Genomic DNA, 20,360 nt, shown 5'->3' with positions numbered 1-20,360 from the left:
CTGGCCGAGGCCTTCCCGCCGGCCGGACCGGGCGAGAACGGCCGTACGGCGGAGGCGATGTGCGCGCGGCTGGACGCCGCCGCGCACGCCGTCCCCGGGCTGCTGCCCTTCGTTCCGGGCCTGCGGGCCGCGTTCGCGGCGCTCGCCACGTGCGACACCGGGCCGCCCGCCCAGCGCATCCACGGCGACCTGCACCTCGGACAGGTGCTGCGGGCCGGCCGCGACTGGTTCGTCATCGACTTCGAGGGCGAGCCGTCCCGGCCGCTCGCCGAGCGGCGGGCCCCGCAGTCCCCGGTGCGGGACGTCGCCGGGATGCTGCGCTCCTTCGACTACGCGGCCCGGCAGCGCCGCCCCTGGCGACCCGAGTGGGCGCGCCGCTGCCGGGAGGCGTTCTGCGCGGGCTACGCGGCCCGCGCCGGCTGGGACCCACGCAAGAAGCACGCGCTGCTGCGCGCGCACGAGACGGACAGGGCGGTCTACGAGGTGCTGTACGAGGCGAGACACCGGCCCGACTGGCTGCCGGTACCGATGGCGGCGATCAAACGGCTCGCCGTGTGGGGAGGCTGACCATGGCACTGAAGGACACCACGCGCCCCGAGGCCGCCGGGCCCACACCGCCGGCCGTGGCCCTGGACCCCGCGGACCGCGGCCGGCTGCTGGCCGGCGCGCACCACGATCCGCACGCCCTGCTGGGCGCCCACCCGGTGCCGGGCGGCACGCTGTTCCGGGCGCTGCGCCCGAACGCCCGGGCGGTGAGCGTCGTGATCGACGGCACGCCCACCGAGCTGCGGTCGGAGGGCGACGGCCTGTTCGCCGCGGTCCTGCCCTGCGCGGAGGTCCCGTCGTACACGCTGCTGGTGGCGTACGACGACGCCGAGCAGGAGGTGCACGACCCGTACCGCTTCCTGCCCGCCCTCGGTGAGCTGGACCTGCATCTGATCCGGGAGGGCCGGCACGAGCAGCTGTGGCGGGCGCTCGGGGCCGAGCCGATGGTCCACCAGGGCGTGGCCGGCACCCGCTTCACCGTGTGGGCGCCGAACGCCCAGGGGGTGCGGGTGGCCGGGGACTTCACGTACTGGGACGGCACGCAGTACCCCATGCGGTCGCTCGGCGCGTCCGGGGTGTGGGAGCTGTTCCTGCCCGGGATCGGGGAGGGCACCCGGTACAAGTTCGAGATCACCTCCCGGTACGGGCACCGCTTCCTGAAGGCGGACCCGATGGCGCGGGGCACGGAGGTGCCGCCGGACACGGCGTCGGTCGTGACGTCCTCGCACTACGAGTGGGGCGACGCGGAGTGGATGGCGCACCGCGGTGACACCCCCGTGCACCAGGCGCCGTTCTCGGTCTACGAGGTGCACCTGCCGTCCTGGCGGCCGGGGCTGACCTACCGGCAGCTCGCCGAGGAACTCCCGCCGTACGTCAAGGAGATGGGCTTCACGCACGTGGAGCTGATGCCGGTGGCCGGGTACCCGTTCAGCGGGTCCTGGGGCTACCAGGTGACCTCCTACTACGCGCCGACGCCCCGGCTCGGCTCGCCGGACGACTTCCGGTACTTCGTGGACGCCTGTCACCGGGCCGGCCTGGGCGTGATCATGGACTGGGTGCCGGCGCACTTCCCCAAGGACGACTGGGCGCTGGCCCGGTTCGACGGGGACCCGCTCTACGAACCCGGGAACGCGCTGCGTGCGGAGCACCCCGACTGGGGGACGTACGAGTTCGACTACGGCCGCACCGAGGTGCGCAACTTCCTCGTCGCGAACGCGGTGTACTGGTGCGAGGAGTTTCACATCGACGGGCTGCGCGTCGACGCCGTCGCCTCCATGCTCTACCTGGACTACTCGCGGGACTCCGGGCAGTGGGAGCCCAACGTGTTCGGCGGCCGGGAGGACCTGGACGCCGTGGCCTTCCTCCAGGAGATGAACGCCACCGTGTACCGGCGCTGCCCGGGCGTGGTGACCATCGCCGAGGAGTCCACCGCGTGGGACGGGGTGACCCGGCCCACGGACAGCGGCGGGCTCGGCTTCGGGCTGAAGTGGAACATGGGCTGGATGCACGACTCGCTGGAGTACATCCAGAAGGAGCCCGTCCACCGCAAGTACCACCACAACGAGATGACCTTCTCGATGGTGTACGCCTACAGCGAGAACTACGTCCTGCCCATCTCCCACGACGAGGTGGTGCACGGCAAGCAGGCGCTGGTGTCGAAGATGCCCGGCGACTGGTGGCAGCGGCGCGCCAACCACCGGGCCTACCTCGGCTTCATGTGGGCGCACCCGGGCAAACAGCTGTTGTTCATGGGGCAGGAGTTCGCCCAGGGAGCCGAGTGGTCGCACACCCACGGCCCCGAGTGGTGGCTGCTCTCCGACGACTACCACTCCGCCGGCGACCACCGGGGCGTACAGGCCCTGGTGCGGGACCTGAACACGGTGTACCGGGCGACGCCGGCGCTGTGGCAGCGGGACACCGACCCGGGCGGCTTCCGGTGGGTGCTGTGCGACGCGGCGGACGACAACGTGCTGGCGTTCCTGCGCTTCGCCGCCGACGGCGGCCCGCTGCTGGCGGTGTCGAACTTCTCCCCGGTCGTCCGGCACGACTACCGCCTGTGGGTCCCCGACGGGTTCCCCGCCTGGCGCGAGGAGCTGAACACCGACGACACCCGGTACGGCGGCAGCGGTGTCGGCACCGAGGGGCCCGTCAAGCCCAAGGAGGGGTTCCTGAGGCTGACGCTGCCCCCGCTCGCCACCGTCTGGCTGACGCCCGAGGGCTGAAAGCCGCAGGTGTCGGCGGCTGTGCGCGGGGCAGTCGGGGTCGTACAGACAGCGACTGCCCCTCGTGGCACGGACAGAAGGGCGGCACCCAGGTGCGCACCGTCGGAGTGGAGGAGGAACTCCTTCTGGTCGATCCGGACAGCGGCGACCCGAAGGCACTGGCGGCGGCCGTCCTCGCACGGGCCGCCAAGGACGATCCCGGACAGGACGTCTTCGAGAAGGAGCTGTTCGGGCAGATGCTGGAGTTCGCCACGCATCCGCAGTCGGACATGGCGGCTCTCGGCGACGAGATCGTCCGCTGCCGCAAGGAGGCGGCCGGGCACGCCGGGCAGATCGGCTGCGGGGTCGCCGCCCTGGCCACCTCTCCGCTGCCGGTCAGTCCCGCCCTCAGCGTGAACGACCGGTACCAGTGGCTGGCCGAGCGGTTCGGGATACCGACCTGGGAGCAGCTGGTCTGCGGCTGCCACGTCCATGTGTCGGTGGAGTCCGACGAGGAGGGCGTCGCCGTCCTCGACCGGCTCCGTCCGTGGCTGCCGGTGCTGCGGGCGATCAGCGCGAACTCCCCGTTCTGGCAGGGCCGGAACACCGGCTACGCCAGCTACCGCAGCCGGGTGTGGAACCGGTGGCCGTCGGCCGGGCCGACCGAGCCGTTCGGGACGGCCGAGGGGTACCACCGCAGGGTGTCCGACATGGTGGCCACCGGGGTGATCCTCGACGAGGCCATGGCCTACTTCGACGCACGGCTGTCGGCCCGCTACCCGACGGTGGAGGTCCGGGTGGCGGACGTGTGCCTGTGCGCGGAGACCGCCGTGCTGATCGCGACGCTCTGCCGTGCCCTCGTGGAGACGACCGCCCGGGAGTGGCGGGCGGGCCGCCCGGCGCCCGACCCCGGCGTGAGCCTGCTCCGGCTGGCCGACTGGCAGGCCGCCCGGTTCGGGCTGGAGGAGGATCTGCTCGACCCGGTGACCATGCGCCCCCGGCGCGCGCCCCAGGTGCTGCGCTCCCTGCTGGAGTACACGGGGGACGCGCTCACCGAGAGCGGCGACGCGGCCCGTGCCGAGCGCGCCGTCGAGGAGCTGCTGCGCACGGGCAACGGCGCACGGGAGCAGCGCCGGCTGCTGGAGCACACCGGCAGCCTGCGCGACGTCGTCACCGAGTGCGTGCGACGGACCCAGGGCTGAGCGAGCCGGTCAGAGGATCAGCACCAGGGCGTACACCAGGAAGAAGGCCGCGATCAGCACGACCAGCAGCAGGATCAGGGTCAGCGGTGCCTTGGCCCAGCCCCTGCGCTGGACGTGCGGCTCGCGGGGGCCGGCCTCGGGCATGCTGCTCTCGGCCGGCGGGGTCTCACCGGGCGGAACTCCCCCACCTGGTTCCAGACCGGTCGTGCGCTCGGGTTCCGGATCGGGGTTCACATGACTCATGTCTCCCGAGTCCCCAGGACACGCCCACATCATCAGCCGATCACGACTTCCCCGTTCCCGTCACCGAACGCGCTTGCCTGGGCTACATTCGAGCACCGCCGACACCGAGCCGATCGGCGGAGTGAACTCCGTACACCAGGAGCAGCGCATGCGGAACGTCGCCCTCGCTCCCGCCCTCGCCCCTCCGCTCACCGGCGGCCTCGCGGACAGCGTGTTCGCCATGGCGGAGCGGAATCCGACGCTGCCGGTCCTCGCGCGCCGGGCCGGTCCCGCCGCCGGATGGCAGGAGGTGACGGCGGTCGAGCTGCGGGACGAGGTGGTCGACCTGGCGAAGGGCCTGATCGCCGCCGGTGTCTCGCCCGGCCACCGGGTGGCCCTGATGGCCCGCACCCGCTACGAGTGGACGGTGCTCGCCCACGCGCTGTGGGCGGTGGGCGCCGAGATCGTGCCGGTCCATCCGGCTTCCTCCCGGGACCAGGTGGAGTGGATCCTGCGGGACGCGGGCTGTGTGGCCGTGGTCGTGGAGGACGAGCAGGGCGTCATGACCGTCGGCACCGTGTGCACCCGGCTGCCGCGGCTGCGGCACGTCTGGCAGCTCGACGCGAGCGCCCTGCCGGACCTCGTGGAGCGGGGCACGGCCGTCCCGTACACCACGGTGGAGTCGCTGCGCCGGATCGTGCTGCCGGACTCCACGGCCGCTATCGTCTACACCTCCGGCACCTCGGGGCGCCCGATGGGCTGCGCGCTCAGCCACCGCGGTCTGGCCTACCCCTGCGACACGCTGCTGGCCGGCTGGGCGCACACCGCCGCGCCCCCGGGCGAGCAGCCGTCCGTGCTGGCGTTCCTGCCGTTCTCGCACGTCTACGGCATCATGATCATGCTGATGTGCGTGCGCGGCGGGATCCTGATGGCGCACGAGCCGGAGCTGACCGGGACGGCGCTGGCGTCGGCCCTGAGCACGTTCCGGCCGACGTACCTGTACGGCGTGCCGTCGATGTTCGAGAAGCTCTACAAGACGTTTCTGCGCACCGCCCAACAGGCGGGCCGCGGCGCCCTGTTCGAGCGGGCCGCGCAGACCGCGCGGGACTTCGCCGCGGCCGAGGAGCGCCGGCGGCTGGGCACCGGGCCGGGCCCCGGTCTGGAACTGAAGCTGCAGCACGCCCTGTACGAGCGGACGGTCTACCGCAGGCTGCGGGCCGCGCTCGGCGGCAGGGTGGTGCGCGGCACCTCCGGCGGCAACGCGCTCCACCGCGAACTGTGCCTGTTCTACGAGGGCATCGGCGTGTACATCCACGACGGGTACGGACTCACGGAGGCCTCCGGCGGGATCACCATGCAGCCGCTCGGCCGGGAGAAGTCCGGGACCGTGGGGCTGCCGCTGCCCGGCACCGAGATCCAGGTCGCCGACGACGGGGAGATCCTGGTGCGCGGTCCGTCGGTGTTCCAGGGCTACGTCAGCGACGAGCAGGCCACCCGGGCCGCGCTGCGCGGCGGCTGGCTGGCCACCGGGGACATCGGGCGGCTGGACTCCGAGGGCTATCTGACGATCACCGGGCGCAAGAAGGACATCATCGTCACCAGCGGCGGCAAGAGCGTGGCCCCGGCCCTGCTGGAGCAGCGGCTGCGGATGCATCCGCTGGTCCACCAGGCGGTGGTGATCGGCGACGACCGGCCCTGCGTCGGTGCCCTGATCACCCTGGACCCGGAGTTCCTCGCGCACTGGCGGGCCGCCCTGGCGCTGCCGGGCGACGCCCAGGGCCGGGAGACCCGGGAGGAGAACGCGCTGCGGGAGGAGATCGCGCGGGCGGTGGCCTCCGCCAACAGTGCCGTGTCCCGCGCGGAGTCCATCAGGGTCTACCGTGTCCTCCAGGAACCGTTCGCCCCGGACAACGGGCTGCTGACGCCGTCCATGAAGCTGCGCCGGGACGCCGTCGTGCGGCACTACGCGGCCGAGATCGACGCGATGTACCAGGCGCGTTCCCGGTCGCGGCCGGGTCCGCCGGAGCCGGCCGAGTGGGACGAACCGGACGACGTCTTCCGCTGACGAGGACCGCGGAAGGTACGGCGTACGGGCGGCGGGTGCGAGGGGAGACGGATAGCCTGCGCGGCTGGGGGGAACCCGCAGCGCATCGAGAGATCAGCAGAGATCAGCAACGACGACCGTTCCGGTCGGAAAAAGGGGCCGAGCCGCCCCCTTCCGGGCCGGGACCGGGGAATGCGAGATGGTGACGGAGCCGCGCTGGGACGACACACCACCCTCGGAGGAGAGGTACGAGCGTACGTTCTCCTTCCCCGGTGAGCTGCGCAACGTCACGGGCGCGCGGCTCGCGGCGGAGGAGTTCCTGTGCGCCCTCGCCCGGGACGCACCGCCGGGCGCGCACGAGTACTGGGACGACATCCTGCTGGTCGTGACCGAACTGGCCGCGAACGCGATCCAGTACGCGCCCGGTCCGTTCGACCTGCGGATGCGCCGCACGTTCGACGGGGTGCACGTGACGATGCGGGACACGAGCACCACGAAGCCGGAGCCGAGGCCGTTCCACCCGCGTACGGGCGGTGGCGGCATCGGCTGGCACCTGGTGCACACACTGTGCACCCAGGTCAGTGTCGTGGTGCACGACCGCGGCAAGGACATCCACGCGTTCCTGCCCTGGTGACGGGTGTTCGACGTGTAGGTGTGCGCCAGCCGGTTACTCCACGTCCCAGTGGGGGCATGCTGGTCCCCACGCGTTCGTCTGCCTGCCGCGGCCAGCTGGCGGAACGGCTGGAGGCACGGTGGGATCGAGTTGGCGCAGAGCGATCCGGGGCATGCGAACGGCGACGAGTCGGAACCGCCCGGAGCCGCAGAAAGGGATGAACACCGTGACACGACCCAGGATCCTGGTGGTTGGCGCAGGCTTCGCCGGAGTCGACTGCGTCCGCCGCCTGGAGCGGAAACTCGGCCCCGACGAGGCCGACGTCACGCTGGTGACGCCATTCGCCTACCAGCTCTACCTGCCGCTGCTGCCCCAGGTCGCCTCCGGCGTGCTGACGCCGCAGTCGATCGCCCTGTCCTTGCGCCGCAGCAAGAAGTACCGCACCCGGATCATCCCGGGCGGCGCGATCGGGGTGGACCTGAAGGCCAAGGTGTGCGTCGTCCGCACCATCACCGACAAGATCGTCAACGAGCGCTACGACTACATCGTGCTGGCACCGGGCAGCGTGACCCGCACCTTCGACATCCCGGGCCTGACCGAGCACGCCTTCGGGATGAAGACCCTCGCCGAGGCCGCCTACATCCGCGACCACGTCATCTCGCAGCTCGACCTGGCGGACGCCAGCGACGATCCCGCCGAACGGGCCGCGCGGCTGCAGTTCGTGGTGGTCGGCGGCGGCTACGCGGGCACCGAGACCGCGGCCTGTCTGCAGCGGCTGACGCACGCGGCCGTGCAGCGCTATCCGCGGCTGGACCCGGGCCTGATCAAGTGGCACCTGATCGACATCGCGCCCAAGCTGATGCCCGAGCTGGGCGACAAGCTCGGCCGCAGCGCGCAGGAGATCCTCAAGCGACGCGGCATCGAGGTCTCGCTGGGCGTGTCGATCGACAAGGCCGGCCCGGAGGAGGTGACCTTCACCGACGGCCGGGTGGTGCCGACGCACACCCTGATCTGGACGGCCGGGGTGGTCGCCAGCCCGCTCATCGCCACGCTCGGCGCGGAGACGGTCAAGGGCCGGCTGGCGGTCACCCCCGAGATGTGCCTGCCGGGCCACGACGGGGTGTTCGCGCTCGGCGACTCGGCGGCCGTGCCGGACCTGGCCAAGGGCCAGGAGGGCGCGGTCTGCCCGCCCACCGCCCAGCACGCCATGCGGCAGGGCAGGAAGGTCGCCGACAACGTCATCGCGGCGCTGCGCGGACAGCCCATGCAGCCGTACGTCCACAAGGACCTGGGCCTCGTCGTCGACCTCGGCGGCAAGGACGCGGTGTCCAAGCCGCTGGGGATCGAGCTGCGCGGGGTGCCCGCCCAGGCGGTCGCCCGCGGCTACCACTGGGCGGCGCTGCGCACCAACGTCGCCAAGACCCGGGTGATGACCAACTGGCTGCTGAACGCGGTCGCCGGCGACGACTTCGTCCGCACCGGCTTCCAGGCCCGCAAGCCCGCCCGGCTGAAGGACTTCGAGTACACCGACTCCTACCTGTCACCGGAAGAGGTCCGGGCCCGGGTGGAGGCCGCGGGCATCGACCACCCGTGAGGTGACGCGGATCACAGGAGACCGCCGATCGGTTCCCCGCCGACCGGCGGTCTTCTCACGTGAACGCACACATCGCACGGAGGGGACCCCCGCATGACCGAGAGGACCGTCAAGGGACCGGCCAGCTACTTCCCGTCGATCGAGAAGAAGTACGGCCGCCCGATCGGCGAGTGGCAGGAGCTGATCCGCTCCTCGCCGCTGACGAAGCACATGGAGCTGGTCGGCTGGCTCAAGTCCGAGCACGGCATGGGCCACGGGCATGCCAACGCGCTGGTGGCCGCCACCCTCGCCGGAGAGAGGTGAGCCGGGGCCGCGTGCGATGCTGGGTCGGAGATCGATTTCCGGCACGGGAGAGAGCGCGGCGGCGTGAGGGCAGTGGCACGGTCGGGACGGGTACGGATGTGGGACCGGCTCGCGGCGTCGGACCCCGGGCTGCTCCGCCTGACCGCGGGACTGCGCACGGTCACCGCCATCGCCCTCACCCTCGCCGTCCTCGCCGCGCTGCACGTCCCGGTGCCCCAGCTGGTCGCCGGGGCGATCGCGGCGATGGTCGCCACCTTCGCCATCCGGGAGAAGCAGCGCGCGCGGCAGGCCGTGACGCTGGCGGCCGGCCTGCCGGTGGCACTGGCCTCGGTGTCGCTGGGCGCGGTGCTCAACCAGCGGGTCGTCGCCGGCGACCTGTTCTTCGTCGTCCTCATCTTCTGCGCCGTCTACGGCCGCCGGTTCGGTGACCGGGGCACGGCACTGGGGCTGATCGGCTTCCAGGTCTACTTCCTGTCGCTGTTCGTGGGCGCGACGACGTCCGTGCTGCCCCAGCTCTACGGCGTCATCTGCGTGGCGTTCGCGTGCAGCGCCGCCGCGCGGTTCGTACTGCTGCCGCAGACCCCGGCGGGCACCCTGGACCGCCTGCGGCGGGCCTTCCGCGCCCGGCTGGCCCAGCTGCTCGCCACCCAGGCCGAGTTGCTGGACGCCGGTCCCGACGAGGCCGAGAAGGTGCTCGCGGACCTGCGCACCGGCACCGCGCGACTGCACGAGACGGCGTTGCTGATCCAGGGCCGGCTGGAGGACGGCACCTCGGACCCGGCGGTGGCCCGGCTGCTCCAGCGCCGGATCGCGGACGCGGAGATCGCCGCCGAGCGGCTCGGCCTGCTGCTGCTCACCGCGCGCAGCGCGCAGCGGACCGACACCCTCACCCTGCATCTTCCGGGCGCCCCGCTGCCCTCCGGTGGCGAGTCGCCGGTGCGGGACGAGGCGACGGCCGTGCTGCGCCGGGATCTGCAGGCCCTGCGGCTGCTGATGCTGCGGCCGGCCGGGGAGGCGTCCGGGACGGCGCTCGCCCAGGTGCGCAACCGGCTGCTCGGCTACCGCGAGGAGGAGAACCTGCCCCAGGCCTCCCCGGCCGTGCAGGACGTCTTCCGCGGCCTCGGTGAGGCCGCCCGGGCCGCCCTGGGCCTGCGGGTCGCCCTGGACGGGCCGCAGGACGAGTCCGACGACACGCCGGCGACCGCCCGCTCACGCGAGGAGCTGGACGCCGAGGACGCAGCGATCGAGATCAGCGAGGAGAGCGAGAGGCGGGAGCCGGAGCCGACCGGGCTGCAACGGCCCACCACCCGGGCCGCCGTCCAGGTCGCCGTGGGCTCCTCGCTGGCCATCGTCGGCGGTGAGCTGCTGTCCGCCCAGCGCTGGTACTGGGCGGTGCTGACGTGCTGGATCGTCTTCCTGAACACCGCTTCCACCGGCGAGATCCTGGTGAAGGGCTACCGGCGGCTGCTGGGCACGGTGCTCGGAGTGGTGGCCGGCATCGGGCTCGCCGCCCTGGTGGGGCAGCACACGTGGACGGCGTTCGCGCTGGTGCTGCTGTTCATCTTCGCGATGTTCTACACCGCGCCCCTGTCCTACACGCTGATGTCGTTCTTCGTGACGGCCATGCTGGGCCTGCTGTACACCCTGCTGCACACCTACAGCATGTCGGTGCTGCTGCTGCGGATTGAGGAGACGGCGCTCGGGGCGGCCTGCGGGGTGATCGCGGCGGCCGTGGTGCTGCCGGTCCACACCGACCGCCGTACCAACGAGCTGCTGGTCGCGGTGCTGGACCGGCTCGCCGAGGTCACGCGCGGCGCCGTCGACCAGCTCAGTGGCGGGGCGGGCGGCGACCTGGTGGAGCAGGCACGCGAGCTGGACCAGGCGCTGGCCGACCTGCGCGCGGCCACGCAGCCGCTCACGCATCCGATCACCCCGCTGCGGTCGCGCCGGAACACGGCCCGCTACGTGGTGGCGCTGCTGGAGACCTGCGCGTACCACGGGCGGTCCCTCGCGGCCACGGCCGAGCTGCTGCCGACACATCCGGCGATCGCGGCGGACCCCCGGCTGCGCGGGGCGTGCGGGCGGATCGTGCACAACATCGAGGCGATCGCCGCGCACGCCGCTGACCCGAAGTCCCCGGCGCGGATCGAGACCGGCCCCAGCATCGCGTCGATGCTGGAGCCGGGCACCCTGCGCACCCCGCGCTACGGCCGCGTGACCGACCGGGTGCTGCGCCATCTGCAACGGCTGGACGAGGCCGTCTCCGGCCTGGCCCGGCCGCTGGGCCTGGCCGGCGGGCCGGCCCAGCCGCGGAAGTGACCGCTCACCGCGGGTCGGCGCCGGGGCGGCGGCTGCCCAGCACCTCGTCGCGGACGCGGGCGCAGCTGCGGCTGATCAGCCGGGAGACGTGCATCTGGGAGATGCCGAGCCGGTCAGCGATGCGGCTCTGGGTCATGTCCTCGAAGAAACGCATGTAGAGAATGGCCCGCTCCCGCTCGGGCAGCCGGCGCAGCCCCTCCTTGGCGGCCTCGCGGTCGACCACGACGTCGTAGGAGGTGTCCGTGGCACCGAGGGTGTCGGCGAGGCTGTAGCCGTCGTCGCCGCTGGAGAGTTCGGCGTCCAGCGACAGGGTGCTGAAGCTCTCCAGAGCCTCCATGCCGGCGGTCACGTCCTCCTCGCTGAGCCCGGTGTGGGCGGCGATGTCGGCGACGGTGGGTTCGGGGCTGCCGGGGTTCTGGGTGAGTTCCCTGCGGGCCACCCGCACCCGGTTGCGCAGTTCCTGCACCCGGCGCGGCACCCTGAGGGCCCACATCCGGTCGCGGAAGTGCCGCTTGACCTCGCCGGTGATGGTCGGCACGGCGTAGCTCTCGAAGGCCCCGCGCGAGGGGTCGAAACGGTCGATGGCCTTCACCAGGCCCAAGGCGGCCACCTGGCGCAGGTCCTCGACGGACTCCCCCCGGTCGCGGAACCGGCCGGCGATCCGGTGGGCCATGGGAAGCCAGGCGGTGACGAGTTCGTCGCGTACGGCGTCCCGCTCGGGTCCGTCCTCCAGCTCCGCCAGCCGGACGAACAGCTCCGCGGTGTCCGGAGCGTCGTCGTGGCTGCGCCGGGTGGGCGCCGCGGCGGCGCCGGCGGTGTCGCCGGTGGCGGTCGTGCCGGGACGGCTTGTCGACATGTCGGTCAGCATGCGGAATCGCTCCTGAACGTGGTTTCAGGGCACACGACCGGAACTTGCGGTTCCGGGTCCTCGCCCGAACGGTGGTGTCAGGGTTCGCCGCGGGTGAGCCACCGGGCCGCCGGAAGGGGGCCCTGGCAGCGGGACTGTCCCCGCGGGGCGCGCGCCTCCGGTCCGAAGCACGAGAATCCGTCTGCCCCTCGCCCCCACGCGCAAACGCGGAGAACGGAACTTCCCGGACCGCTTCAGCGCAGCGGTACGACGGCCGTGATGCACTTGCCGCCGCGGGGCAGCTCCGCGACCCGGACGTCCCGGGCCAGTCGGCACACGATGGGCCAGCCACGGCCGCCGGGGCGGGCATGGCCGGGCTCGTCGCCGGCCGGATCGGCGACCGGCAGGTCGTCGCTGTTGTCGCTCACCGAGACCCGGACGCCACCACCGTCGACCTCGACGTCGAAGCCGGTGACGCCGCCTCCGTGCAGCAGCGCGTTGGTGGTCAGTTCCGAGGCCACCAGCAAGGCGTCCTGCACGGCCTCGACAGGGCACGGCAGGTCGCGGTCCCGGCACCGCTGCGTCATGACGCGCTCCACCGTTCTGCGGGCCTCGGCCGGCCGGCACGGCACCGCCCCGCGCGTCTCCGGCAGGGGGGCGGTGGAACTGGTCCAGTGTTTGTCGAGCATCCCTTCCTCCCTGAGCGGTGCCCGGATTACGGGGTTCTCTCCTTCTTTCGGCTGACCCGTCGCGGCACTGTCAAACACCCTCGGTACCCGTGTCATCACGGCGGACCGAGCGGGTACCCGCGGGGCATGACCGATGTGGTGGACGCGGACGAGTTGTTGCGGCGGATCCGGCGGGGCCAGGAGCGTGCGGCCGCCGAGGAGCGGGCCTGGCGGGAGCGGGCGAGAAGCCTCTCGGCGACGGATCCCGAGGGCGCGCGGGAGGCGGCGGACCGGGCCCGGGCGTTCGAGGCGGTCCTGCGGGTGCTGGAGGAGATCGTCCGGCCGGGCGGGGGCCCGGTGCGGACGGAAGGAGTGAAACAGGTCACCTGACCCGCTTCCCGGTTACCCAAAAGTACGGGAGATGGTTTATGGTTCATCCATAAGTGACGCGGGAGCGGCGCGGAACGGTCGTTCCCCGCTCCTCGGGTCACCGCATACGGCCCTGGCTGGTTTCCCCCGTCCAGCCAGGGCTTTTTGCTGCCCCGAGCGCGACACGCGGACGCGGGTCCGCGTCCTCGACGTGCTCCGGGCGGTCACAGCGGCTGAAATGGGCTTGAGAGCACAGCACCCGACCCGCAGCCGCCGCCGGCGAGGAGCCATGCGCCATGACCAAAGCGATCAAACTGCTGACCGCCCTCCCCCAGGCGCAGCGCGAGCGCCTGATGGAGCTGGCGAAGGAGGTGTCCTTCCCGGAGGACACCCGCATCTTCGAGGCCGGCGGCACCGCCGACCGGTTCTGGGTGATCCGCTCGGGCGCGGTCCACCTCGACCAGCAGGTCACCTCACGCCAGCGGGTCACCGTGGCCACACTCGGCGCGGGCGACATGCTCGGCTGGTCCTGGCTGTTCCCGCCGTACCAGTGGGACTTCGGCGCGGTCGCCTTCAGCAACGTACGGGCCTACGAGTTCGACGGGCCGTCGGTGCTCGGGCTGTGCGTGGAGGATCCGCTGCTCGGGCTCTCGCTGGTGCGGACGGTGGCCGAGATCCTCGCCCACCGGCTGGAGACGACCCGGGGGAAGCTGATGGAGCAGTACGCGATCCGGCGGCGCAGCAGCCCGATCTAGACCGTCGGGCCCCCGACGGTCCGGGCCCTCAGGTCCGGTAGCGGCGCAGGGCCGGGACGGCGGCGGCCAGGGCCAGCATCACCACGACGACCAGGACCCCGCCGCCCGCCACGGCGGCCCGCGGGCCGAACGCCGAACCGGCGGTGCCGTGCAGCACGTCCGCCAGGCGCGGCCCGCCCGCGACGACCACGGTGAACACCCCCTGCATCCGGCCGCGCATCTCGTCCGTCGCCGCGGACAGCAGGATGGCGCCGCGGAACACCATCGAGACCATGTCGGCCACACCGGCCAGGGCGAGGAAGGCGACGGCGACCCAGAGGTTCGCGCTGAGCCCGAACCCGGCGACCGCCACACCCCAGCCGACGACCGCCCCGATGACCATCCAGCCGTGCCGGCGGGCCCGCGAGAAGACGCCGGAGAACAGGCCGCCGAGCACCGCGCCGACCGGGATGCCGGCAAACAGCACACCGAGCGCGAAGCCCTCGCCGTAGGAGCCGTACGTGTGCGCGGCCAGTTCCGGGAACAGGGCGCGGGGCATGCCGAACACCATGGCGACGATGTCCGCGAGGAAGGACAGCAGCAGCACCTTGTGCCGGGATATGTAGTGGAAGCCCGCCGCTATCTCGCGCAGTCCCGCACGGCGGGCGGCGGCGCCGAGCGGCGGCAGCGCGGGCAGCCGGAAGACGGCCCACACCGTCACGCACAGCGCCAGAGCGTCGATCAGGTACAGCTCGGGCAGCCCGACGACCGGGATGAGCACGCCGGCGAGCAGCGGGCCGGCCACCAGGCCGGTCTGCATCACCGTCGAGCCGAGGGCGTTGGCGGCAGGCAGCTGCTCCGCGGGGACCAGCCGGGCGATGGAGGCGGTGCGGGCGGGCGAGTTGAGCCCGAAGAAGGCCTGTTGCAGGGCGAGCAGGACCATGAGGACGACGACCGAGTCCAGGCCGGTCACGGCCTGCGCCCAGAACAGCAGCGAGGTCGCCGCGATACCGATGTTGGTGACCAGCAGCAGCCTGCGCCGGTCCACGGTGTCGGCGACGGCGCCGCCCCACAGCGCGAAGGCCACCATGGGGACGAGGCCCGCCAGGCTCGCGTAGCCGACCCAGGCCGAGGAGTGGGTGATGTCGTAGATCTGCTTGGGGACGGCGACGGCGGTGAGCTGGCTGCCGACGGCGGTGACGATCGTCGACGACCACAGGCGCCGGTAGGCGGGGATGCGCAACGGGCGGGTGTCCATCGCCCAGCGGCGCCAGCCGCGCCGGGGTGGGTCGCCGGCCGCCGGCGCGTCGGTGCCGGGCCGGTCCGCCGTCCGGCTCTCGGGCCGGCCGGTGTCGGTGCTGCTGCTCTCGCTCGTGTCCACGGAAGTCCTGGTTGCTCGTTACACCTTTTCTCTTCGAGAGCCTAACGGTCCCGGGAACTCGCGTGCGCGACGAACGGGTTCGTCTCAACTCCCGGCGACCAGCGTCGCGCCGAGGACCAGCATGGTGAGGGCGACCAGGCCGTCCAGAACCCGCCAGGCGCCCGGCCGGGCCAGGAACCGGCCGAGCAGCCGGGCGCCGAAGCCGAGCGCGGCGAACCAGCACAGGCTGGCGAGCGCGGCGCCGAGGCCGAACGTCCAGCGCAGCGGGCCCCGGTCGGCGGCCAGGGAGCCCAGCAGGAACACCGTGTCCAGGTAGACGTGCGGGTTGAGCCAGGTCATCGCCAGGCAGGTGAGCACGGCTCGGCGGCGCGAGCCGGCCGCCTCGCCCTCCGCGCGCAGCCCGGTGCCGGGCCGGAGCACCCGGCGGGCGGCCAGGGCGCCGTAGCAGAGGAGGAACACACCGCCGACGATCCCGATCGCCCGCAGGGCGCCGGGCCAGGCGACCACGACCGCGCCGACCCCGCCGACGCCGAACGCGATGAGCACCGCGTCGGACAGGGCGCAGATGCCGACGACGGCGAGGACGGCGTCGCGGCGCACCCCCTGCCGCAGGACGAAGGCGTTCTGGGCACCGATGGCGACGATCAGGGAGAGGCCGGTGCCGAATCCGGCGGCCGCGGCGGTCAGGGCGTGGTTCATGCGTCGACGCTAGGAAACGCCGGGTGACAAGTACAGCTAAGGATTCTTAACTACCATTAGAGAATGTGATGGCGGAGCTTCCTCTGGAGCAGGTGCGGACGCTGCTGGCCGTGGTGGACGAAGGCACCTTCGACGCCGCCGCCGCGGCCCTGCACGTGACGCCGTCGGCGGTCAGCCAGCGGGTCAAGGCCCTCGAACGGCGCACCGGCCGGGTGCTGCTCCAGCGCACCAAACCGGTACGGCCCACGGAGTCCGGCGCGGTGCTCGTGCGGTTCGCCCGGCAGCTCGCCCGGCTGGAGCGGGACGCCTGGGGGGAGCTGGGACTGCACGGCACCGCGGAGCCGACGCGGGTGTCGGTCGCGGTGAACGCGGACTCGCTGGCGACCTGGTTCCTGCCGGCCCTGAGCCGGGCGGCGGGCCTCTGCTACGAACTGCACCGGGAGGACGAGGACCACACGGCGGCGCTGCTGCGCGAGGGACTGGTGATGGCGGCGGTGACCTCCTCGCCCGACCCGGTGCCCGGCTGCACGGTCCGTCCGCTCGGCCGGATGCGGTATCTGCCGGTGGCCGCCCCCGAGTTCACCGCGGCCCATCTCGACGGGCGGTCCCTGCCGGAGGCGCTGTCCCGGGCACCCGTCGTGGTCTTCGACCGCAAGGACGACTTCCAGGACGCGTTCGCCCGCCGGCTCGGCCGCGCGTCCGCCGGCCCGTTCCGGCACCATGTGCCCACCTCGGAGGGGTTCCTGGACGCGGTCGCCGCAGGACTCGGCTGGGGCATGGTCCCGGAGGTCCAGGCCGGCCCGCTGCTCGACCGGGGGCGGCTGGTCGAGCTCGCTCCCGGCGCGTGGATGGACGTCACGCTGTACTGGCAGCAGTGGAAGCTCGACTCCCCCGCGCTGGCGTCCCTGGCCGAGGCGGTGGCGACGACGGCGGCGGAGGCGCTGCGCGGCTGAGCCGCGGCACCCCGAGCCGGCGCCGCGGAGGAGGACGGGCCGGCGCGGTCGGCCGGTGTGAACTCCTCGGCCCCGGTGCGCCGTCGGGCGGTCCGGAGTCCACCGGGCCCCGCTGCCCGGCCAGTTGACCGCGTACGGCCCCGCCGGACGGGCGCCGCCCGGGGGGAGCGCCGCACACTCGTCACCGGTCTCCGCCCGTTGTGCCGTTTCACGCCCTCCCGACCGGTCACCCGAGAACGGACGACTTCGATCCGAACCAGGAGATTCCGATGGAGAACTGGCGCGAGCATGCCGAGTGCCGCCACGAGGACCCCGATCTGTTCTTCCCGATCGGCACCACCGGACCCGCGCAGGTGCAGGCGCAGCAGGCCAAGGCGGTGTGCGGGCGCTGCCCCGTCCGGGAGCAGTGCCTGGACTGGGCACTGGACACGGGCCAGAGCATCGGGGTCTGGGGCGGTACGACGGAGCTGGAACGCCGGGCGCTGCGCCGCCGCGCCCGCTCCCGGCAGCGCTCCGGCTGACCCGCGGCCGGCGGGAGGGGCGGGAGGGGCCCTCAGCGGCCACCCCGGCGCAGGGTCCCCCACTCCCGCTCCTGCCGGGCCACCTCGTCCCGGGCCGCGTCGATCACCTCGTCGGCGATCCAGCACAGCGGCTCGACGTCGGCCACCAGCGGCTCGTTGTCAGGGCCCCGGCCCGCCTCCCTGCCCCGCAGGACCCAGGGGCGCACGCCGGGGCCCTTGTCGTGCGGCAGGTGCGCGTAGTCGTAGAGCCGGCGCGCCACCCACAGCTCCACGGACCGGTCCTCCCACCAGTGCTCCACGTCGAGCGGGTTGGCGGACAGCCCGGGCATGGGGACGCCGGTCAGTTCGTCGGTGCTGGAGGCTTTGTCGAGGTCGGGGCCCGGCCCTTTGGACCAGCGCACGTAAAGACCCTGGTGCCGTGCCACCAGGCGGGCCACTTCGGCCAGCGTGGACATGACCGGCAGGTCGTCCGGTCCGCTCATGGCATGACCTCCCTCTGCCCCCTCGTGCTGCGTCTGCGCGACCGGAGTACCCCCGGCGCGCGCCCGAAATCGGATCTCACCGCTCCGCTCTCGGGGCTCGCCGCCCGCTCTCAGGGCTCGTCGCCGGGCGGCGGCGCGGCCGGCAGGCGCAGCGTGAACACCGTTCCCGCCCCCGGCTCGCTCGCGACCCCGGCCGTACCGCCGTGGGCGGCCACGAGGTGACGGACGATCGGCAGGCCGAGCCCGCTGCCACCGGTACGGCGGCTGCGGGACTTCTCCGCGCGCCAGAACCGCTCGAAGACGTGCGGCAGGTCCTCGGCCGCGATGCCCGAGCCGGTGTCGGTGACCGTGAGTACGGCCTCCTCGCCGTCCCGGCGGGCGGCGAGCGTGACGGTGCCGTCGGCGGGGGTGTGCCGCAGCGCGTTGGAGACCAGGTTCCCGAGGGCCTGCCGCATCCGCACCGGGTCGGCGTCCAGCCAGGCGGCGGCGTCGGCCTCGGTGCGCAGGGCGACCCCGGCGGCGTCGGCGGCGACGCGGTGGGCGGCGGCGACCTGGTCGAGCAGGTCACGGGCGCGCAGCGGCTCCCGGTGCACGCGCAGGGTGCCGGCGTCGGCCGCGGCCAGGTCCTGGAGGTCGTCGATGATCCGCTGGAGGACGAGCGCCTCCTCGTGCAGCGAGTCCAGCAGCGCGGGGTCGGGGGCGACGACACCGTCCCGGACGACCTCCAGCCAGCCCCGGATGTTGGTGAGCGGGCTGCGCAGCTCGTGCGCGATGTCGCTGACCATGGCCTTGCGCTGCGCCTCCAGGCGGGCACGGCGCTCGGTGAGGTCGTTGAAGGCCTCGGCGAGGATGCCGGTCTCGTCACGGGTGGTCACCGGCACGCGCACGTGCAGCTCGGGCGGCTGCTGCGCGGCGAGCGTGAGCGCGCGCAGCGGCCGTACCAGCCGGACGGCGACGACGGCGGTCACGGCGACGGTGACGGCGAGGACCAGACCGGCCACGCCGACCACCTTGGCCTTGTTGGCCGGTGACATGTCGAAGCGGGCCGGGTTCTGGTCGCCGATGCCGAGGAACAGCTCGGCCACCGGGGCGACGTAGGGCTGGAGTTGGGTGCGGCGGGCGCTCTGCACACAGCGCTGGGCGATCCGCGCGGCCTCGCCGGTGCCGAGCTTGGCGTACTTGCCGACCAGGTAGCCGCCGCCGAAGGGGTCCTTGCCGCTGGGGTCGAAGGTGAGGAACAGCCGTCCGCCGAGGTCGATCCCGTCCTTGCTCAGGCAGGGCCGGATCAGGTCGGACAGAGCGTCCAGGGCCTTCTGCTCGGTGGCGGTGGGGGTGTTGAGCCGGCCGTCCTCGCACACGTCGGCGCCGTAGGCGGTGGGATCGGCGCCGTCCGGCAGGGTGACCACCGGCCGGCCGCTCTCGGTCCGTTCGACGGCGGCCTGGAGGCCGTAGCGTTCGAAGCACTGTCGGCGTCGCGCGGCCAGCGTGTCCAGCTTGGCGCGTTCCGCGGCCGGCAGCAGGTAGGGGCCCACCACGCGCGGGTCGATGCCGCTGAGCTGGGCGCCGGTCTCGGTGTAGGTGTCGGTGCGCAGGGGGTCGACGGTGGCGGCGGGCCGGGGCGGCAGCGGGGTGCCGCGGGGCGCGGAGTCGGCGACCGGGGTGCGGTCGGCGGTGGTGAGGGCGATCCGGCGGCCGGTGCGGGCGGCCAGCTCCCGCAGGGTGGGCCGGATCCCCGACCAGTCGGAGTGGGTGGCGGCGTAGCCGCTGAGCTGGGCGAGGATGCGGTTGTCGGCGGCGAGGTCCTGCCCCTGCTCCTCCTTCAGGGCGCTGGTGGTGGTGGTCACGGCGAGCCAGGCGGTGGCCGCCACGGAGCAGACGGCGATGAGCGCGGAGACGAACAGCAGCCGGACGACCAGCCGTTTGCGCAGCGGGATCCGGCGCCTCATCGCCGGGTGCCGCTCAGCTTGTAGCCGACGCCGAACACGGTCAGCAGCCGCGTCGGCCGCCGCGGGTCGGCCTCGATCTTGCGGCGCAGGTTCATGATGTGCACGTCGACGGCCCGCTCGGTGGAGGCCCGGTCGAAGCCGCGGGTGCAGTGCAGCAGTTGCCGCCGGGTGAACACCCGCTCCGGCTCGCCCGCCATGGCCAGCAGGATCTGGAACTCGGCCGGTGTGCACTCCACCGGCGCGCCGTCGCAGCGCACCTCGTGCCGTACCGGGTCGACGCTGATCCCGGCGGCCCTCACGACCGGGTCGTCGTCCCGGGCACCGACGCCGCGCCCGCTGCGCCTGAGGACCGTGCGGATGCGGGCCATCAGCTCGCGCGGGCTGTAGGGCTTGGTCAGGTAGTCGTCGGCGCCGGCGTCGAGGCCGAGCAGTACGTCGTCCTCGGCGGAGCGGGCGGTGAGCATGACCACCGGGATGTCCGGCTGTTCGGGTCCCGCGCGCAGCGCCCGGCACACGCCGAAGCCGTCGAGGACCGGGAGCATCAGGTCCAGGACGACGAGGTCGGGCCGCAGGCGGCGGGCGGCGTCGAGCGCCGCCGCGCCGTCGTGCACGACCGTGGCGGTGTGGCCCTCGGCCAGCAGGGAGCGGCGGAGCAGTTCGGCCTGTTTCTCGTCGTCCTCGGCGACCAGCACATGTGCGCACACGAGTTCGGATCC

General features: G+C 73.2%; 19 protein-coding genes and 1 pseudogene. 12 read left to right on the top strand and 8 right to left on the bottom strand.

The annotated features are described in order from the left end of the window. The 3 genes and pseudogenes from ABZV94_RS23030 to ABZV94_RS23020 all read left to right on the top strand — a co-directional run. Window positions 1–567 (top strand): annotated as a pseudogene (locus ABZV94_RS23030) (maltokinase); the annotation flags it as partial. Between the two features lie 2 nt (window positions 568–569). Beyond that, entirely contained in the window at window positions 570–2,768 is a 2,199-nt protein-coding gene (glgB, locus tag ABZV94_RS23025) for a 1,4-alpha-glucan branching enzyme (RefSeq protein WP_356343075.1), read from the top strand. 92 nt (window positions 2,769–2,860) lie between these two features. Beyond that, the gene (locus ABZV94_RS23020; RefSeq protein ID WP_356343073.1) at window positions 2,861–3,949 is read left to right on the top strand and encodes a glutamate--cysteine ligase; all 1,089 of its coding nucleotides are present in this window, start codon (window positions 2,861–2,863) and stop codon (window positions 3,947–3,949) included. Window positions 3,950–3,958: 9 nt separating this feature from the next. Here ABZV94_RS23020 and ABZV94_RS23015 read toward each other — a convergent pair whose 3' ends face one another. After that, entirely contained in the window at window positions 3,959–4,192 is a 234-nt protein-coding gene (locus ABZV94_RS23015; RefSeq protein ID WP_041664959.1) for a DUF6480 family protein, read from the bottom strand. Window positions 4,193–4,340: 148 nt separating this feature from the next. Between ABZV94_RS23015 and ABZV94_RS23010 the strand changes: the two genes are divergently transcribed. The 5 genes from ABZV94_RS23010 (at window position 4,341) to ABZV94_RS22990 (ending at window position 11,044) form a co-directional block, all read left to right on the top strand. After that, the gene (locus ABZV94_RS23010) at window positions 4,341–6,236 is read left to right on the top strand and encodes an AMP-dependent synthetase/ligase (protein WP_356343071.1); all 1,896 of its coding nucleotides are present in this window, start codon (window positions 4,341–4,343) and stop codon (window positions 6,234–6,236) included. A 178-nt stretch (window positions 6,237–6,414) separates the two neighbouring features. Then, the gene (locus ABZV94_RS23005) at window positions 6,415–6,849 is read left to right on the top strand and encodes an ATP-binding protein (protein ID WP_103816643.1); all 435 of its coding nucleotides are present in this window, start codon (window positions 6,415–6,417) and stop codon (window positions 6,847–6,849) included. Between the two features lie 196 nt (window positions 6,850–7,045). After that, the gene (locus ABZV94_RS23000) at window positions 7,046–8,422 is read left to right on the top strand and encodes an NAD(P)/FAD-dependent oxidoreductase (RefSeq protein ID WP_356343068.1); all 1,377 of its coding nucleotides are present in this window, start codon (window positions 7,046–7,048) and stop codon (window positions 8,420–8,422) included. Window positions 8,423–8,515: 93 nt separating this feature from the next. Continuing rightward, window positions 8,516–8,725, top strand: coding sequence for a DUF4287 domain-containing protein (locus tag ABZV94_RS22995; protein WP_356343066.1), 210 nt, complete (start codon window positions 8,516–8,518; stop codon window positions 8,723–8,725). Between the two features lie 96 nt (window positions 8,726–8,821). Beyond that, window positions 8,822–11,044: an FUSC family protein gene (locus ABZV94_RS22990; protein ID WP_356343080.1), complete on the top strand. Its 2,223-nt coding sequence runs from the start codon at window positions 8,822–8,824 to the stop codon at window positions 11,042–11,044. A gap of 4 nt (window positions 11,045–11,048) precedes the next feature. On the opposite strand, the gene ABZV94_RS22985 is transcribed toward ABZV94_RS22990, so the two are convergent. Then, window positions 11,049–11,912, bottom strand: coding sequence for a SigB/SigF/SigG family RNA polymerase sigma factor (locus ABZV94_RS22985; protein ID WP_356343065.1), 864 nt, complete (start codon window positions 11,910–11,912; stop codon window positions 11,049–11,051). Window positions 11,913–12,145: 233 nt separating this feature from the next. Continuing rightward, window positions 12,146–12,580 carry an ATP-binding protein gene (locus ABZV94_RS22980; RefSeq protein ID WP_356343064.1) on the bottom strand — a complete coding sequence of 145 codons (435 nt, stop codon included), beginning with the start codon at window positions 12,578–12,580 and terminating at the stop codon, window positions 12,146–12,148. 126 nt (window positions 12,581–12,706) lie between these two features. Between ABZV94_RS22980 and ABZV94_RS22975 the strand changes: the two genes are divergently transcribed. Next, window positions 12,707–12,949 carry a hypothetical protein gene (locus tag ABZV94_RS22975; RefSeq protein WP_356343061.1) on the top strand — a complete coding sequence of 81 codons (243 nt, stop codon included), beginning with the start codon at window positions 12,707–12,709 and terminating at the stop codon, window positions 12,947–12,949. A 275-nt stretch (window positions 12,950–13,224) separates the two neighbouring features. Continuing rightward, on the top strand, window positions 13,225–13,683 hold the full coding sequence (locus tag ABZV94_RS22970; RefSeq protein ID WP_171159012.1) for a cyclic nucleotide-binding domain-containing protein: 459 nt from the start codon (window positions 13,225–13,227) through the stop codon (window positions 13,681–13,683). A gap of 28 nt (window positions 13,684–13,711) precedes the next feature. Here ABZV94_RS22970 and ABZV94_RS22965 read toward each other — a convergent pair whose 3' ends face one another. Together ABZV94_RS22965 and ABZV94_RS22960 are read right to left on the bottom strand one after the other, a co-directional pair. Continuing rightward, window positions 13,712–15,043, bottom strand: a complete 1,332-nt coding sequence (locus ABZV94_RS22965; protein WP_356343059.1) for an MFS transporter — start codon at window positions 15,041–15,043, stop codon at window positions 13,712–13,714. A gap of 84 nt (window positions 15,044–15,127) precedes the next feature. Continuing rightward, entirely contained in the window at window positions 15,128–15,742 is a 615-nt protein-coding gene (locus tag ABZV94_RS22960; protein WP_356343057.1) for a LysE family transporter, read from the bottom strand. Window positions 15,743–15,807: 65 nt separating this feature from the next. Here ABZV94_RS22960 and ABZV94_RS22955 point away from each other — a divergent pair, with 65 nt between their 5' ends. Continuing rightward, complete coding sequence (locus ABZV94_RS22955) at window positions 15,808–16,695, top strand: LysR family transcriptional regulator ArgP (protein WP_356343054.1); 888 nt, start codon at window positions 15,808–15,810, stop codon at window positions 16,693–16,695. A 269-nt stretch (window positions 16,696–16,964) separates the two neighbouring features. Beyond that, window positions 16,965–17,216, top strand: coding sequence for a WhiB family transcriptional regulator (locus ABZV94_RS22950; protein WP_356343052.1), 252 nt, complete (start codon window positions 16,965–16,967; stop codon window positions 17,214–17,216). A gap of 32 nt (window positions 17,217–17,248) precedes the next feature. Here the strand turns inward: ABZV94_RS22950 and ABZV94_RS22945 are convergent, their stop codons facing one another. The 3 genes from ABZV94_RS22945 to ABZV94_RS22935 form a co-directional block, all read right to left on the bottom strand. After that, window positions 17,249–17,698: a DUF6098 family protein gene (locus tag ABZV94_RS22945; protein ID WP_356343050.1), complete on the bottom strand. Its 450-nt coding sequence runs from the start codon at window positions 17,696–17,698 to the stop codon at window positions 17,249–17,251. Window positions 17,699–17,808: 110 nt separating this feature from the next. Continuing rightward, the gene (locus ABZV94_RS22940) at window positions 17,809–19,644 is read right to left on the bottom strand and encodes a HAMP domain-containing sensor histidine kinase (RefSeq protein ID WP_356343047.1); all 1,836 of its coding nucleotides are present in this window, start codon (window positions 19,642–19,644) and stop codon (window positions 17,809–17,811) included. After that, window positions 19,641–20,348, bottom strand: coding sequence for a response regulator transcription factor (locus ABZV94_RS22935; RefSeq protein WP_356343044.1), 708 nt, complete (start codon window positions 20,346–20,348; stop codon window positions 19,641–19,643). Before ABZV94_RS22935 ends, ABZV94_RS22940 begins: the two co-directional genes overlap by 4 nt. Window positions 20,349–20,360 lie beyond the last annotated feature (12 nt).

The sequence above is a fragment of the Streptomyces sp. NPDC004658 genome (genome assembly GCF_040609555.1).
GTDB lineage: Bacteria > Actinomycetota > Actinomycetes > Streptomycetales > Streptomycetaceae > Streptomyces.
Note: the sequence above shows the minus strand (reverse complement) of the source record. Positions and strands in the feature narration are given on the sequence as shown.

Coding starts and splice junctions, on each gene's coding strand:
- ABZV94_RS22950 (WP_356343052.1), top strand. CDS start 16,965: ATGGAGAACTGGCGCGAGCATGCCGAGTGCCGCCACGAGGACCCCGAT.
- ABZV94_RS22990 (WP_356343080.1), top strand. CDS start 8,822: ATGTGGGACCGGCTCGCGGCGTCGGACCCCGGGCTGCTCCGCCTGACC.
- ABZV94_RS22975 (WP_356343061.1), top strand. CDS start 12,707: ATGACCGATGTGGTGGACGCGGACGAGTTGTTGCGGCGGATCCGGCGG.
- ABZV94_RS22940 (WP_356343047.1), bottom strand. CDS start 19,644: ATGAGGCGCCGGATCCCGCTGCGCAAACGGCTGGTCGTCCGGCTGCTG.
- ABZV94_RS23015 (WP_041664959.1), bottom strand. CDS start 4,192: ATGAGTCATGTGAACCCCGATCCGGAACCCGAGCGCACGACCGGTCTG.
- ABZV94_RS23010 (WP_356343071.1), top strand. CDS start 4,341: ATGCGGAACGTCGCCCTCGCTCCCGCCCTCGCCCCTCCGCTCACCGGC.
- ABZV94_RS22995 (WP_356343066.1), top strand. CDS start 8,516: ATGACCGAGAGGACCGTCAAGGGACCGGCCAGCTACTTCCCGTCGATC.
- ABZV94_RS22960 (WP_356343057.1), bottom strand. CDS start 15,742: ATGAACCACGCCCTGACCGCCGCGGCCGCCGGATTCGGCACCGGCCTC.
- ABZV94_RS22980 (WP_356343064.1), bottom strand. CDS start 12,580: ATGCTCGACAAACACTGGACCAGTTCCACCGCCCCCCTGCCGGAGACG.
- ABZV94_RS23005 (WP_103816643.1), top strand. CDS start 6,415: ATGGTGACGGAGCCGCGCTGGGACGACACACCACCCTCGGAGGAGAGG.
- ABZV94_RS22985 (WP_356343065.1), bottom strand. CDS start 11,912: ATGCTGACCGACATGTCGACAAGCCGTCCCGGCACGACCGCCACCGGC.
- ABZV94_RS23000 (WP_356343068.1), top strand. CDS start 7,046: ATGAACACCGTGACACGACCCAGGATCCTGGTGGTTGGCGCAGGCTTC.
- ABZV94_RS22970 (WP_171159012.1), top strand. CDS start 13,225: ATGACCAAAGCGATCAAACTGCTGACCGCCCTCCCCCAGGCGCAGCGC.
- ABZV94_RS22945 (WP_356343050.1), bottom strand. CDS start 17,698: ATGAGCGGACCGGACGACCTGCCGGTCATGTCCACGCTGGCCGAAGTG.
- glgB (WP_356343075.1), top strand. CDS start 570: ATGGCACTGAAGGACACCACGCGCCCCGAGGCCGCCGGGCCCACACCG.